The organism is Paenibacillus sp. P2(2022), from assembly GCF_029522175.1.
Lineage (GTDB): Bacteria > Bacillota > Bacilli > Paenibacillales > Paenibacillaceae > Paenibacillus > Paenibacillus polymyxa.
In genome coordinates this window covers 123,893-137,832 of sequence record NZ_JAKWFI010000007.1, presented here as the reverse complement: position 1 = coordinate 137,832, position 13,940 = coordinate 123,893, and the positions used below count along the sequence as shown (strand labels likewise).

General features: G+C 47.6%; 14 protein-coding genes. 3 read left to right on the top strand and 11 right to left on the bottom strand.

The window, feature by feature from the left end:
• Positions 1 to 41: 41 nt before the first annotated feature.
• Positions 42 to 1,058 carry an alcohol dehydrogenase AdhP gene (gene adhP / locus MMB75_RS20395; protein WP_016820203.1) on the bottom strand — a complete coding sequence of 339 codons (1,017 nt, stop codon included), beginning with the start codon at positions 1,056 to 1,058 and terminating at the stop codon, positions 42 to 44.
• 241 nt (positions 1,059 to 1,299) lie between these two features.
• On the opposite strand from adhP, the gene MMB75_RS20390 reads away from it, so the two are divergent.
• Together MMB75_RS20390 and MMB75_RS20385 are read left to right on the top strand one after the other, a co-directional pair.
• A complete protein-coding gene (locus MMB75_RS20390; RefSeq protein ID WP_025363760.1) occupies positions 1,300 to 2,133 on the top strand; it encodes a carbonic anhydrase in 834 nt (277 codons plus the stop codon).
• Positions 2,134 to 2,393: 260 nt separating this feature from the next.
• Positions 2,394 to 2,921, top strand: coding sequence for a hypothetical protein (locus tag MMB75_RS20385; protein WP_143069152.1), 528 nt, complete (start codon positions 2,394 to 2,396; stop codon positions 2,919 to 2,921).
• Between the two features lie 107 nt (positions 2,922 to 3,028).
• Here MMB75_RS20385 and MMB75_RS20380 read toward each other — a convergent pair whose 3' ends face one another.
• Positions 3,029 to 4,315, bottom strand: a complete 1,287-nt coding sequence (locus tag MMB75_RS20380; protein ID WP_257126561.1) for a Gfo/Idh/MocA family protein — start codon at positions 4,313 to 4,315, stop codon at positions 3,029 to 3,031.
• Positions 4,316 to 4,452: 137 nt separating this feature from the next.
• Here MMB75_RS20380 and MMB75_RS20375 point away from each other — a divergent pair, with 137 nt between their 5' ends.
• On the top strand, positions 4,453 to 5,289 hold the full coding sequence (locus tag MMB75_RS20375) for a helix-turn-helix transcriptional regulator (protein WP_257126560.1): 837 nt from the start codon (positions 4,453 to 4,455) through the stop codon (positions 5,287 to 5,289).
• Positions 5,290 to 5,299: 10 nt separating this feature from the next.
• On the opposite strand, the gene MMB75_RS20370 is transcribed toward MMB75_RS20375, so the two are convergent.
• The 9 genes from MMB75_RS20370 to MMB75_RS20330 all read right to left on the bottom strand — a co-directional run bounded on the left by MMB75_RS20370 (position 5,300) and on the right by MMB75_RS20330 (position 13,939).
• Positions 5,300 to 6,130 (bottom strand): carbohydrate ABC transporter permease, encoded by an 831-nt coding sequence (locus MMB75_RS20370; protein WP_017425663.1) that lies wholly within the window; start codon positions 6,128 to 6,130, stop codon positions 5,300 to 5,302.
• Complete coding sequence (locus tag MMB75_RS20365) at positions 6,120 to 6,992, bottom strand: carbohydrate ABC transporter permease (protein WP_017425662.1); 873 nt, start codon at positions 6,990 to 6,992, stop codon at positions 6,120 to 6,122. Before MMB75_RS20365 ends, MMB75_RS20370 begins: the two co-directional genes overlap by 11 nt.
• Before the next feature lie 38 nt (positions 6,993 to 7,030).
• On the bottom strand, positions 7,031 to 8,329 hold the full coding sequence (locus MMB75_RS20360) for an ABC transporter substrate-binding protein (protein WP_151256113.1): 1,299 nt from the start codon (positions 8,327 to 8,329) through the stop codon (positions 7,031 to 7,033).
• A 268-nt stretch (positions 8,330 to 8,597) separates the two neighbouring features.
• Positions 8,598 to 9,155, bottom strand: a complete 558-nt coding sequence (locus tag MMB75_RS20355) for a GNAT family N-acetyltransferase (RefSeq protein WP_019685841.1) — start codon at positions 9,153 to 9,155, stop codon at positions 8,598 to 8,600.
• Positions 9,156 to 9,232: 77 nt separating this feature from the next.
• Positions 9,233 to 10,267, bottom strand: a complete 1,035-nt coding sequence (locus tag MMB75_RS20350; RefSeq protein WP_019685840.1) for an iron chelate uptake ABC transporter family permease subunit — start codon at positions 10,265 to 10,267, stop codon at positions 9,233 to 9,235.
• A 274-nt stretch (positions 10,268 to 10,541) separates the two neighbouring features.
• Positions 10,542 to 10,991, bottom strand: a complete 450-nt coding sequence (locus tag MMB75_RS20345) for a hypothetical protein (RefSeq protein ID WP_016820194.1) — start codon at positions 10,989 to 10,991, stop codon at positions 10,542 to 10,544.
• Positions 10,992 to 11,038: 47 nt separating this feature from the next.
• Complete coding sequence (locus tag MMB75_RS20340; protein WP_172494045.1) at positions 11,039 to 12,010, bottom strand: ABC transporter ATP-binding protein; 972 nt, start codon at positions 12,008 to 12,010, stop codon at positions 11,039 to 11,041.
• Complete coding sequence (locus tag MMB75_RS20335) at positions 11,997 to 13,034, bottom strand: ABC transporter ATP-binding protein (RefSeq protein WP_019685839.1); 1,038 nt, start codon at positions 13,032 to 13,034, stop codon at positions 11,997 to 11,999. Before MMB75_RS20335 ends, MMB75_RS20340 begins: the two co-directional genes overlap by 14 nt.
• A 59-nt stretch (positions 13,035 to 13,093) precedes the next feature.
• Positions 13,094 to 13,939 carry an ABC transporter permease gene (locus MMB75_RS20330; RefSeq protein WP_016820191.1) on the bottom strand — a complete coding sequence of 282 codons (846 nt, stop codon included), beginning with the start codon at positions 13,937 to 13,939 and terminating at the stop codon, positions 13,094 to 13,096.
• Between the last annotated feature and the right edge of the window lies 1 nt (position 13,940).

The following is a 13,940-nucleotide window of genomic DNA, read 5'->3' as shown; positions in this document are numbered from 1 at the left end:
TTCTCTCTTACAATTCCAAGAGTTACGAATTGGACATCATTTTATTTGGTAAAATCAATGACCATACGTCCTTGGATCTTGCCATGCTCCATCTCTTCGAAGATTTCATTGATGTCTTCAAGCGGACGTTTTTGTACAAGAGGAACAACTTTACCTTCTGCAGCAAACTGGAACGCTTCTTTAAGGTCTTCACGAGTACCGACCAAAGAACCGATTACTTGAATGCCGTCCAGAACCAGACGCGGAATGTCCAGATCCATTTTATCGGTTGGAAGACCTACAGCTACGACACGCGCGCCAGCCTTCACAACGTCAATGGCTTGGTTGAAAGGTGTTTTGGCAACAGCAGTAACCACGGTTGCATCCAGACCAGCACCGTTCGTTAATTCCTTAGCTCGGGCGACTGGATCTTCTTTCATGCTGTTAACAATATAGTCAGCACCAATTTTTTTGGCCAGTTCGAGTTTTTCATCACTGATGTCAAACGCTACAACTTTAGCATTGAATACATTTTTGGCGTATTGCACAGCCAAGTTACCCAAGCCGCCGATACCGAAGATACCGATCCATTGTCCTGGTCTGATATCGCTTACTTTAACTGCTTTATATGTTGTAACCCCTGCGCAAGTTACACTACTTGCAGCGGCAGGATCAAGATTATCTGGTACTTTGACCGCATAGTCAGCTGTGACAATACATTGTTCTGCCATTGCACCATCTACCGTGTATCCGGCATTTTTAACTTCACGACACAAAGTTTCCCGTCCGGTTAAACAATATTCGCAGTGACCGCAGCTTTCGAACATCCAGGCAATACTTACGCGATCGCCAATTTTAAGACTGGTCACTCCTTCACCTAATTCAATGACTTTCCCAATACCTTCATGTCCCAGAACTCTGCCTGTGACATCACCGAAATCTGCATTTTTTACGTGTAAATCTGTGTGGCAAACCCCACAATATTCAACTTGGACTAACGCTTCCCCATGTTTCAGGGAGCGCAAAGGTTTCTCTTCTACACTAACTTTCTTGTCTTTTGTAACAATTGCTGCTTTCATGTAGATCTCTCCTTTGAGTGGATATGGAATTATTTTGTAATGCACACCCCACTATTATAGTTACTTCCCCCAAAGAGGACAAACAAAATTTCACCACTCCATTATTCTCTCTACACCCCGGTAATAATAAGCAACCATTTCTACCTTTTTCCTAAGTCCTTGTACCCTTGCAGGAACTTTGTACAATAATTTACAATGTAAAAAGTTTCACATACTCTATTTGGAAGAAGGATAAAGAAACATGAAAAAACATTGGAGAGGTTGCTTGTTCAGCATATTTTCCATAATCTTGGCACTGTCGGTAACAGGATGTACATCACCCGCCACTTCTAGTACTACTCGCGCATCATCGTCATCAGCTAACAACGCTCATGCAGTTGTTCAGAAAAGCCCGCACTGGTCCTACGAAGGGGATGAAGGACCGGAGCATTGGGGGGAGCTGGAAAAGGATTTTGTCGCTTGTGGTAACGGTCAGGAACAATCTCCCATCAACATAGAGCATTCCCATCTGGAAGCTTCGCATACGCAGCAGCCGTTGCAGGTTCATTATTCAACCACTAAAGTATCCATACTAAATAATGGACATACCGTCCAAGTCAATGCGGCTAGTCCCAGCAATAATATTGTCGTGGACGGCACTACATTCACCTTAAAGCAGTTCCATTTTCATCATCCAAGTGAACACCAAATAGACGGTAAAAATGCTGAAATGGAGCTTCATTTTGTTCATCAAAGCGACAACGGAAGCACAGCTGTCTTAGGGGTTCTTATACAAAGTGGCAAAGAAAACAAGGCCTTCAACCGCATCTGGTCCAAACTGCCAAAGGGTATCTCTCAAGAAGCGAACTTGGAGGGAGAAATAAATCTTGCCTCGCTGCTGCCAAAAGACCTGCACTCCGTTCGCTACAACGGATCACTGACTACCCCGCCATGTACAGAACATGTGAATTGGACGGTATTGGAACAGCCTATTGAAATGTCCGCAGACCAAATCAATCAGTTTGCTGCCATTTTTCCCGACAACCATCGACCTGTACAACAGCTGGGAACCCGTGAGCTGAAGACCGATAAATAATAAAATATGTCTGGACCAAAGTCTTCAGGCCAGTAGTAATACTGACCATCTTCATCACAGCGTCAGGAATCTTCACGATCAGATCAAGAGACACAGCCCCCCTCTTTCGGGTAGTTTCACTGTGTCTTTCCCACCGGTTGCCTTGTCACTCACTATAATATAAACGGGAATATAGTAGAAATTATGTGCCGATAACTAACACTCTCTAAATGAGAGCCACATACTTTATACTAACTATTTATAGTAAAGGAGTTGGCAAGATGTCTGTTAAAAGAGTTAGCCGCCGGACTAAAAAAGTTGTCCCTCCAATTCTTAGATATCGAACTAAACGTCAAACTAAATTTAGAGTTACTCAAGTACGTAACGGGAGTTTTGAAAATAGTTCCTTTTCGCCATGGCGTCCTGTAGGTAATGTATCTCTCTCGCGCGTTCGTCCTCATACAGGCAGGGCAAATGCCCGCTATTCGGTTCTGCCAGGTCAAAGTGCATCATTAACTCAAACTCTTTCTCTAAGTCCCTTTCGTTCATATCGATTAACATTTTTTGCTGAATCACCAAGTTCCACTGGTATCCTCCGGGTTAGACTTCTAGGTAGCACATTTTCAGGTGGAGTACTAAACCTCATAAGTATTCCTTCAGGAAGATACCAAAGTTATAGTTTGACTATTCCAGCAGCTTCTTTATTAGGCCGTTCAGTCTTTAATTTAGAATTCCAAGTTACTGGTACAGGAACAGGTTCCCAGCTGTCAGTATTAAATCTTGATACTGTTTCTATGGTTTCTATATAATAAACCAAATATAAAGGCCGCCTTATATATAATACAAACAAGAAGCCTCCTCATTCATCTGATAGAGGAGGCTTCTTGTTATTAAAGTTGCTGTCTACTTACCATCGTTATAATCGCACCAGTTGCTCCACCTTCACCGGCAGACCTGTGCGCATAGAGCGGTTGGCAGCGATGCCTGTTAAAATGGACCATGCGCCATCAATATGGGAGGCCGCACGATGAAACCGATCCTCTGCCGGCTTATCGAAAATATCCCGCAGCATGACCGGATCTCCTCCGCCATGTCCCCCCACGCCTTCCTCTACTTCGACCTCGTAAGGTGCTGCAAAGTGAGGATAGATCGTGATGGTTTTCTCTTTTAGCGCCCCCTCATCTGCCTTGCTGCCACCGGAATTAACATAGGATTGCTCGGACACCCGAACTTCCATCCGTCCCTTGGTGCCGTTAAATACGATGATAAAGCCCTCCCAAGGCATATAAGCGTTCAGTGAATAGTTCATTACCGTTTTATTCTGATACTTCACCATGACACTGAGCGTATCCTCAATACTGATATTGTCGCCAAATACGCTTTGGTCCCGCACATATCCATCCTCATGCTCCGCATCCAGATACATACTTTTTAGATGCTCGTTACGATCCAGGTGTAAGGCAAAAGGGTCATTCTCCGCCGCCTTGCTGCCGTAAGCCCGTTGATAGAACTCCGTCACGCCACGCTGCTCCGCATTCTCCCGGCCATAAAATTTCAAATCACCCAGCGCATACACCGTCTCCGGCTTCGAGCCAAGCCAGAAGTTCATCAGATCAAAATGATGGGTTGATTTGTGCACCAACAGACCGCCGCTATTGCGCTTGTCCCGGTGCCAGCGGCGGAAATAATCCGCGCCATGCTGGGTATTCAGCAGCCATTCAAAATTGACTGATAAGATGTCACCCAGTGTCCCGTCCATGATAACCTCACGGATTTTCGTATTATGCGGGGCATAGCGATAGTTAAAGGTGACGCGCAGTTTCCGTCCCGTGCGTTCTATAGCATCCAGAATGTCTTGGCATTTGTCCTCGTCAACTGTCATCGGCTTCTCGGAAATGACATCACAGCCCAGCTCCATCGCCCGGATAATATACCGATGATGCACCCGGTCAATGGTAGTGACGATGACGATATCCGGCTTTGTCTCCGCGATCATCCGATCAAATTCGTGAGCTTTATAGGTTGGAATCAGCTGGTGCTCGTATTTCTCTTGCAACAGCCGATTGGCATAGTCCATTCTCGTCTGGTTGACGTCACAGAACGCGACTAGCTCTGATGTATCTTTGAAAACGGTAACAACTTCACCGTAAAAAAATTCAGCTCTTCCTCCGGTGCCCACAAGTGCATATTTGATTTTAGCCAATAGGTTCACACCCTTTACATGAATTACTTCTATTTTATAGTATAAGAAAGAGCGAAATCTTCGCTTTTATTGTGAATCGGTCCAAAAAGTATGCATATATTATCCTCATGAATATTTTCATAAAGGAGCACGTCGTTATGATCGCCACTCCCCATTTTGCTATCGAGCAAGCGCTTCGGACGGTGCCATTTAGCATGTCTGCTGACCATGTCCATCAAGCGTATGAAATCTATTATCTGCTGGCAGGAGAGCGTTACTACTACATTAATCAGCGTGTATACGCACTACAAAAGGGCGATCTGATCTGGATTAGCAAACATGATTTCCACCGTACGAGTAACAAAGGGAACGGCAGCCATGAGCGAATTTTGATCAACTTTGATGAAGCGTTTGTAGGCTCGTCCACGTCTGTCACTCCATCCGGCGATCAGAATCACCTGCTATTGCCTGAAAAAAGCTTTTTGCTTCGCCCCTCTGCAGCAGAACAACGCGAGTTGGAGCATCTGTTCCAGCAAATGCTGGATGAATACCATCAAGAGCATGCCTACCGATATATGTATCTTCAAAGCCTGCTGCTGCAGCTACTGATACGAATCCGCCGCATACAATCAACGGCTCCGGACACCATAGCGCCTGAGCGCAGCGAGAAGCAGCAGCGCGTGTACTCGGTGATTGAGTATCTGCATATCCACTATGCCGAGAAGCTATCGTTGGAGCAACTGGCAGGACACTTTTATATTAGCAGCACCTATCTGTGCCGCATTTTCAAGCAGACCACAGGTTTTACGTTGGTCGAGTATCTTCAGGATGTACGGGTCCAGCAGGCTCGGGCGTATTTGAAGGAAACAAACTGGAAAGTGACCGCCATTGCTGAAAAAACGGGCTTTGACAGCATTGCTCACTTTGGCCGTGTATTCAAGCATTTCACCGGGCGTACTCCGTTACAGTATCGGAAAGTACATAAAAAGGAGTAGGGAAAAGCCCCTACCCCTTGATGCCTGTTAAGGTAATGCCCTCAATAATTTGCTTTTGGGCGATGATGTAGACGATGAGCACCGGGACGACAGAGATGGTGGTACCTGCCATCATCAGTGACCAATCGGCGGTATATAGTCCTTTGAAATTGTTGAGCAAAAGTGGAACTGTAAATTTCTCTGGTGTATTGAGATAGATCAGCGGATCAAGAAAGCTGTTCCAGGCACCCAAAAAAGTGAAAATCCCGATCGCCGCCAATGCCGGACGAATGAGTGGCAGAATGACACTCCAGTAAATGCGAATGTATCCCGCCCCGTCCATGACTGCTGCTTCCTCCAGATCGCGTGGAATTCCCATGACGAATTGACGGAGCAAAAACACCGCGAATGCATTAAACAAGGCTCCAGGTACAATCAGCGACCAATGCGTATCCAGCCAGCCGATACGATCCATCACCAAGTATAGCGGAATCATCGTTACCTGCTTAGGCACCATCATCGTAGCGAGGAACAAAATAAACAATATATCGGAACCCGGAAAACGGATTTTAGCAAAGGCATACGCTGCCATAGATGCGCTAATCAGCGTCGCTGTCACGATGATAAACGTAATGTAAAAGCTGTTCATGTACGCCTGCACGAAGGGCATGGCCTCCAGCGATGCCGGATAGTTGCTCCATACAAACGGATCGGGAATCCATTGTGGCGGAACGACAAAAATTTGAGAGATATCCTTTAAAGAACTGAGGATGGTCCACAAAAATGGAAAAAACATGATTAAAGAGCCGACAGCGAGCAGCACATGGCGCAGGAGCATCCTGCCTCTGCAACTAATCTCCATAGTGCACCCACCTCTTTTGCATTTTAAATTGCAGCAGTGTAAATATGAGAATAATCACGAACAAAATCATTGCCGCTGCCGCACTTTCTCCCATCGTGAAATCAATGAATGCCTGATCGTAAATGTGATACACAAGCGTATAGCTTGCTTTGGCTGGCCCGCCGTTTGTCATGACGAACGCCTGATCGAACACCTGAAAAGAGCTGATGACCATCATAATGGTGACAAAAAAGGTTGTTGGTGACAATAGCGGCAATGTGATATACCTTAGCTGCTGGAACTTACTGGCCCCGTCAATTTCGGCTGCCTCGTAATAGCTTTTGGAGATGCCCTGAAGTCCTGCCAAAAAAATGACCATGTTGTATCCCAGTCCCAGCCATATGCTAAGTAGAGCAATCGACGGGATCACCCAATGCGTATCGGTAAGCCACATCGGGCCTGCAATGCCAATCGCTCGCAGCAAGTGGTTTAAAATGCCAAATTCACCATTCAGTATCCACATCCAGATGACCCCCACCGATACCGAACTGGTTACGACTGGCATGAAAAAAAACAAGCGATAGATTTCCCTGCCCTTCACTTTATTGAGTACGATGGCTACGAGCAGAGCCAACACAATCCCCACCGGAATGACCAGCACCATATAGTACACCGTATTAATGAGCGCCTTCCAAAAATCAGGATCAGATAATTGACCTTTAAAATTGTCCAAGCCGACAAACAAAGGTACCCCAAAACCATCCCAATTGACAAAGCTTAAGTAAAACGCATACAGCAAGGGCAGCAGTGAAAAACATAACAGACCAAGAAACTGGGGGCCAATAAATAGATAGCCCCACAGCGCTTGATGCTTTTTCTGCATCTTGTCACCTTCCTCCCTGGTCACGGCGCATCCCGTGTTTACTTGACCGCCTTGGATATGATCTGGTTCAACTTCTCAATAGTTGTCGCAGCATCCTGCTTGCCCAGGAACATCAGGTCAATGGTTTCCGTGATATCGGAGTTCAACCCCGGCACCTGTGCATCATATGCTAATGCGGAACCATAAGCATGCCCTTTATCACGTCCCTCAGTCAGATAGCCCGAGTGCTCAATCGTCGCCTTTTTCATGATGCTCTCATCTGCGGCAGCAAGCGTACCCATGGCATTGCCACCTTCAACCAGCCGCGCCTCCTGCCCTTTCACAGAGACGTAGAAGGCTGCCAGCTTCATGGCCTCTTGCACATGCGGACTATTTTTGTTGACAGCTACATATGCAACCGGGATGGCGACAGGCTCATTTTTACCAGTGTTGGAGGGCCAGTAGATATAATCAAAGTCGAGGCTTTTATTTTGGCTAAACAAGGGCTCCAGCCATCTTCCTGCCGCCAGCATGCCGACCTGATTGGACATGAACATGGCATCTGCCCCCTGCCCTTTTGGGAGTGAGCCAAGGTATACCGCATTTCCCTTTTTCACCATATCGTACATAAAAGCGAACGCTTCCTTGCCCTTTTCATTGTGGTCCAGCACATACTTGCCTTGTTCATCAAAGATCCGGCCACCATTCGACCATACCCATGAATACCAGTGAGCCCACCAGTTTTCCGCAATATAGCCCTGCTTTCCGGCGGCCTTCAGCTTGGATGTAACCTCCTCAAAGGCGTCCCAGTTCCACTTGCCCTCATCATAGTATTCCTGCGGTGTTTTCACACCTGCTTCCTTAAATACCTTTTTGTTGTAGTACATGACCATCGGGTTTGAGTCAGGAGTGACCCCATAGATTTCCCCATCACGCTTGGCCGGACCCCATAATCCTTCCGGAAAATCCTCGGCCTTCACGTCACTTGCCTCACTTTTTAAAAATTCACCCAAAGGCTGCACCTGTTTTGCTCCGATCAAACGCGCAATCGTCGACTCATATGAATAAAAGACATCCGGTCCGCGACTTCCCTGTAGCTGTGTCAACAGCTTTTGCTCATATTGGTCTCCCGGTACTGGTACCAGCTTAACTTCGATATTCGGATTCTCTTTTTCAAATGCATCCAGTGCCCGCTGATACACCTTCACCTCCGCAGGGTTACCCCAAACCTGCATCGTAAGCCGCACCTTTTGTCCATCTGTATTCTCTATTTTGGGAGAAGTGCTGCATGCCGTTGCAAGTAAAAACAGAATGCTGAGGAAAAATCCAATTTTTATCCAACTCATGTAATTGTCCACCTTAACCGCCTCCTGTAGCTTCGCATGGTTGTATATCACCCTTCTTTGAAGCGCTTACAAAACTTTCCCTATCATCATATGTAGAAGGAGAAAGCGCGATATCCCCATTTTCATTTTTATATAATTTTTTTTCTTTTGAGTGGCTCTGATATGACAGTAACCAAGAGAAAGACATCACGAGGACGTAAAGGTCTGCACAACAAAAAAAAAGAAGAATGCAGATCACCTGCTTCCTTCTTTTGTATTCCTTCAATTATGATTTCGTTTTCTATGACTTTATTAGCATCTTTTCAAAAGTGTTATAGCCATTTGTTTCGCCTATATAAGTATAGCCACATTGTTGGTAAAAACCGCTAAGCTTGTCATTGCCCGCAATACAATCCAGACGGATTCGATCCTTGCCTGCGAAGCGGATACCTTGCTCAATCCACTGCATAAGCTCACGGCCCAGTCCCTTCCCCGTGTTATCGCGATCTACAACCAAACGATGCAGATACACGGAGGTACCTCCCTCGGAATTCATCCCGTCTAATCCCCACAATCTACAATCCCAAGCACTGGGCTGCTGCTGCAAGATCACTGCGCCTGCCAAGCGATGATCGTCTGAGGTTCGGAAAATAACCACTTCTCCGCGTGAAATAGCACCACCCAGATTGTGATCATCTTCTCCTTTTAGTAATTTGCCCCATTGCGTGGAACCCTTGCTGTGCAGCCATCTGGCCGTCTTTAAAATTAACTCCTGAATCTCAGCCTGATCTTCATTACTTGCCTGATAAGCCACTAATCCTGGTTTGACGGATGGATCGACAATCGTCATTGATGTCATGCTGCACCTCAACTCTATTTTTTTATGTATAAAATATAGCATAAAAAAATAGAGTTTGATGCTCTAGCTAATAGCGTTCAGAATTTACCATTTTCAAGCATAGAGCTTCTTTGCCATTCTCTCCACATCATAAAGATCAAAAGGGGTATGCCGATGCAGGCCAGTACTGGGGTTAAGGGCAACCCAACCGGCTCATGGATTCTAGCGGAAATGACTTTGGCCAGCATCAACAACCCGCCTCCCCAAAGGATGGAGCCCAACAAGAGAAGCCGTGGACGCTTTCCTATCATACAGCGCATGAAATAAGGCACAATAAGCCCTATATATCCGATGGTACCACATGCCCACACCGTAATGGCGGTCAACACAATTGCGAAGGGAATGTACAGGGGTTTCAGCTGCTTGGGGAATGCGAAGACAGATCCTGCGACGAGAAGTGTAACCAAGGTAAGCCAAAACGTAAATGACCCTTCTCTTATTCCCCACCCTCCCACAGACATTGCCCACTCTTGCTGATTTTCTCCAAATAGCACAATAAATCCAGAGATTGAACGAAGGGCTACATCAATAATGAAACCAATCATGAATAAATGAATTCCCGCAGACCGTCCTCGAATGAAACGGATTCTATTTAATGTAAATACAATGAATCCCCCAAATACCGCCCCTGCAATACAAAGGGCCATACCACCAAGAGAGTCTATGTTCATTCCCAGTAAAAGGACAATACATAACCCCACCATTGCCCCAGGCATAAGTCCGGTTAAGGTGGGTGATGCAAATGGATTAGCTATTCGTAGTTGTAAAAGAGTGCCTGAAACGGCCAGACCTCCTCCGAGCAACAACATATCCAAGGCAAATGGCATACGAGTTTGGTATACAACTTCCTTCAATATGGGATCAGGATTGGAAGAAAACAACACTTCCCATAACTCTGCATAGCTGATAGGAAATATACCTGTGGTTAGCGATAGGAACAAACTAAAGATCAATAAAGCGAACCCTGTAACCAGGGTCAAAACTATTCTTTGTGGACGTGGTGGAACTGCGTTCGGTTCAGCAACGATCGTCCCACCTCCACATTCACTCCTATGTATTTCTTGTTCACTCATCAGATTTAAAAGGTCCCCTTTCCTCATTTCCCATAAAATATAAATAATACTATACTTTTATCGGTCATATATGGTGAAAAATGTAACCTTTCTAATCATTTCAACTGATGATATCCATATGAGGAAAGATGGAAGGGACGTGAATGAGGTGCCAAGCCGTAAACCTATTTTCTAAAGTATGAAAAGATGAAGAAGCATCGTATTAAAAAACGAGCTGACCTCCCGGTCAGCTCGTTTCAAATCCTGGTAAAGTGTGCTGCTCCATATTCACAATTTAATTCGTCTGTGCAGCAGGCACAATGCGGTACAATCCTGCAGTATCGCCAGTCGCGGGCCGTACCTCCTGAATGACCCAACCTAACGACAGCACCTGTTCCAGCCGATCATATTCGGCCTGCGTCAGTTCGGATGTGACAGCTTCGCTTCCTTCCTCCAGAGACAGCTCTGGCTCACCTCCAAGCGCCACGGCAATCCACGTACGAATGCCACGGATCGTATTATATTTGATCTGATACCCGTCTGTTACCGCGCTGACAAACACCTCCGGTTCATTGGCCGCCAGCCCGGTGGCAAGCTCCGCATAATCAAATTGTCCGTCCGTTGGCAGCTCATTTTGCTGCACCCGACGGATGAGTTCCTCAGGGGACCAGCCTAATGAACGTAAAGATTCCAGCATGAGCGCGTCCCACTGGGAAATACGTACTCTTTTCGTTGATTCAGTCATCGTTTTTTACCTCCTATAGGTTATGTACACGTACAACCAATCTTAACCTAACGGCTAACCGGGTACGCCACATAATGTCCGGGACTAATTTCTTTCAGCTCGCCAGCATCGTTGCTATCCTTGTCCCATACCCATGAACCGTCGGGTTGAGCCAAGCTATTCTGCCGCTCGCCGACCGCTCTCGGATCAGGCACAGGGATGGAGGAGAGCAGCGCCTGCGTATAGGGGTGAGCGGGCTGCTCATACAGTTCATCTGCGTCGGCTACCTCCACCAACCGTCCATGATACATCACGCCGATTCGATCCGAAATATGCCGCACCATCGACAAGTCGTGAGCGATGAACAGATACGTCAGTCCGAACTCCTGCTGGAGATCCTCCAGCGTGTTAATGACCTGCGCCTGGATGGACACATCCAGCGCCGAAATCGGTTCATCACAGACGATGAACTCGGGATTCACGGATAAGGCACGAGCGATGGAAATCCGCTGGCGTTGACCGCCGCTAAACTCGTGCGAATAGCGGTACAGGTGCTCTCGCTTCAGCCCTACCTTCTCCAGTAAAGCCACTACGGCATCCTTACGCTCACTGCCCTGATGCAATCTGTGAATATCCATCGGCTCACCAATCAGGTCAAGCACGTTCATACCCGGATTAAGCGAGGAATATGGGTCCTGAAAAATGCTCTGAATACGCCGACGTAGCGGCTTGAGCTGCTTGTCATTCAGCTTGGAAATATCCTGACCGTCAAAGCGTACCGTACCTTCCGTATAATCGTATAACCGTGTCAGGCAGCGTCCAACTGTCGATTTGCCACTACCGGACTCACCAACCAATCCGAACGTCTCGCCGCGCTTGATGTGGAAGCTTACGCCGTCAACCGCCTTGAGCACCTCGGAGCTGCGCCCTAACAAATCCTTTGCGGTCACAAAATGCTTCTTAAGCTGGTGTACCTCCACCAAGGGCTGATCCTCACCCGCCACATGGTTGGCCTCTCTCAACGCTTCATTCACCGTCATTCCCCTCCTCTGCACGACCCGCTTCGGACGTCTCGTAGACTCCGGCAGGCACGGCGTCCGGCTCGTTCAACCAGCAGGCTGCTCGCTGGTCAGAGCGCAACTCCACCATTGGCGGCCGCTCCACACAGCGGGCAAACGCATGCGGGCACCGTTCCATGAACGGACAGCCTGATGGCGGGTTCACCAGATCCGGGGGCGTGCCCTCAATCGGCACCAGCCGCTCACGGAAGCCGTTCGTACGCTGGGGTACAGAGCGCAGCAGACCCTGCGTATATGGATGCCCAGGACGATAGAAGATATCGTCCACACGCCCCTCCTCCATCACCATGCCTCCGTACATTACGATGACACGGCTGCACACCTGGGCGACGACGCCCAGATCATGGGTGATCAGGGCAATCGCCATATCGGATTGCTGCTTGAGCGTCTTGAGCAGCTCCAAGATTTGCGCCTGAATCGTCACATCCAGCGCTGTAGTCGGCTCATCTGCAATCAGCAGTTCCGGACTGCACGAGAGCGCCATTGCGATCATCACCCGCTGACGCATCCCTCCGCTGAATTGATGCGGGTATTGATTCATTCGACGCTCCGGTTCAGTAATACCTACCTGTCGCAGTAGCTCCACAGCTGCCTGCGTAGCTGCTTCCTTGCTCAATCCTCGATGCCTGCGAATCACCTCGACCAGGTGATAGCCTACTTTTTTGACCGGATTCAGCGAAGTCATCGGGTCCTGAAACACCATTGCGATTTGGTTACCGCGTATTTTACGCCATTGTTTTTCTGTCAGCGCGGTCAAACTTTCTCCACGGTAACGGATATCGCCGTTCAGCCGCTTGCCGGGTGGGGCAATCATCGACATGATCGCTTTCGCCGTAACGCTTTTGCCGCTACCGGATTCTCCTACAATTCCTACCGTTTCTCCAGCATCAATATGAAAGCTAACCCCTCGAACGGCCTGATTCTCCCCCCCACGAGTGAAAAACGAGACCTCCAGCTGTTCGACAGACAGCAGATGTTCTGTCATTGTGTTTTCGCCCCTTCCTGTCGCTCCTGGAGCCATTGTTAATGGATCTATGCTGTAAATCACCGTTTTACTAATTTGGGCTCAAAGCCTACACGCAGTACATCTCCCAGTACATTAAAGCTCAACACGGTCAGTAAAATAAGCAATCCCGGAAACAATGCCATATATGGTGCCTGTGCAATATAACCTTGGGCATTATTCAGCATACTGCCCCACGTAGCGTTCGGCAGTTGAACACCAAAGCCGAGAAAGCTCAGTGATGATTCCATCATAATGGCTGAAGCGATATTGTTCGTCGCTCCTACGATAATGACTGGAATCAGATTGGGAACGATGTGCTTCAGGATAATGCCAAATGTACTTTGTCCTGAAGCCTTAGCGTATAGTACATACTCCCGTTCGCGCAGCGTCATCGTCTCTGCCCGCACCACCCGGGCGATATTCATCCACATGAGCAGGGCGATAATGACAATGATATTGCCAACGCCTGGCTTCAAAAACACACTAAGCAGCAATATAACTAGAAAAGACGGAATCGACATGATTAGCTCCAAAATCCGCATAAGCAGGTTGTCAATCCACCCGCCAAAATAGCCGCTCACAATGCCTACCACTGCACCAATACTGGTCGCAATAATCATAGAGGCAAAGCCCACCAGCAAGGATACACGACCGCCATACAGCGCTCTTGTAAAATAGTCCCGACCGTAATCGTCCGTTCCAAACCAGTGTGCGCCTCCCGGTGGTTGGAGGCGCTCCAGTACGTTCAGCTTATTCGGGTCCTGCGGTGATAAAAATGCGAAAATCGCTCCCAGCGAGAATACGATCAATAGTATGAGGGCGACGGCGCCCATTTTGCTCGTCATCAGCTCGATCCCGATGTTGCGCCATTTGCTCCGATTCATG

Coding starts and splice junctions, on each gene's coding strand:
- adhP (WP_016820203.1), bottom strand. CDS start 1,058: ATGAAAGCAGCAATTGTTACAAAAGACAAGAAAGTTAGTGTAGAAGAG.
- MMB75_RS20390 (WP_025363760.1), top strand. CDS start 1,300: ATGAAAAAACATTGGAGAGGTTGCTTGTTCAGCATATTTTCCATAATC.
- MMB75_RS20385 (WP_143069152.1), top strand. CDS start 2,394: ATGTCTGTTAAAAGAGTTAGCCGCCGGACTAAAAAAGTTGTCCCTCCA.
- MMB75_RS20375 (WP_257126560.1), top strand. CDS start 4,453: ATGATCGCCACTCCCCATTTTGCTATCGAGCAAGCGCTTCGGACGGTG.
- MMB75_RS20370 (WP_017425663.1), bottom strand. CDS start 6,130: ATGGAGATTAGTTGCAGAGGCAGGATGCTCCTGCGCCATGTGCTGCTC.
- MMB75_RS20365 (WP_017425662.1), bottom strand. CDS start 6,992: ATGCAGAAAAAGCATCAAGCGCTGTGGGGCTATCTATTTATTGGCCCC.
- MMB75_RS20355 (WP_019685841.1), bottom strand. CDS start 9,155: ATGACATCAATGACGATTGTCGATCCATCCGTCAAACCAGGATTAGTG.
- MMB75_RS20350 (WP_019685840.1), bottom strand. CDS start 10,267: ATGAGTGAACAAGAAATACATAGGAGTGAATGTGGAGGTGGGACGATC.
- MMB75_RS20345 (WP_016820194.1), bottom strand. CDS start 10,991: ATGACTGAATCAACGAAAAGAGTACGTATTTCCCAGTGGGACGCGCTC.
- MMB75_RS20340 (WP_172494045.1), bottom strand. CDS start 12,010: ATGACGGTGAATGAAGCGTTGAGAGAGGCCAACCATGTGGCGGGTGAG.
- MMB75_RS20335 (WP_019685839.1), bottom strand. CDS start 13,034: ATGACAGAACATCTGCTGTCTGTCGAACAGCTGGAGGTCTCGTTTTTC.
- MMB75_RS20330 (WP_016820191.1), bottom strand. CDS start 13,939: ATGAATCGGAGCAAATGGCGCAACATCGGGATCGAGCTGATGACGAGC.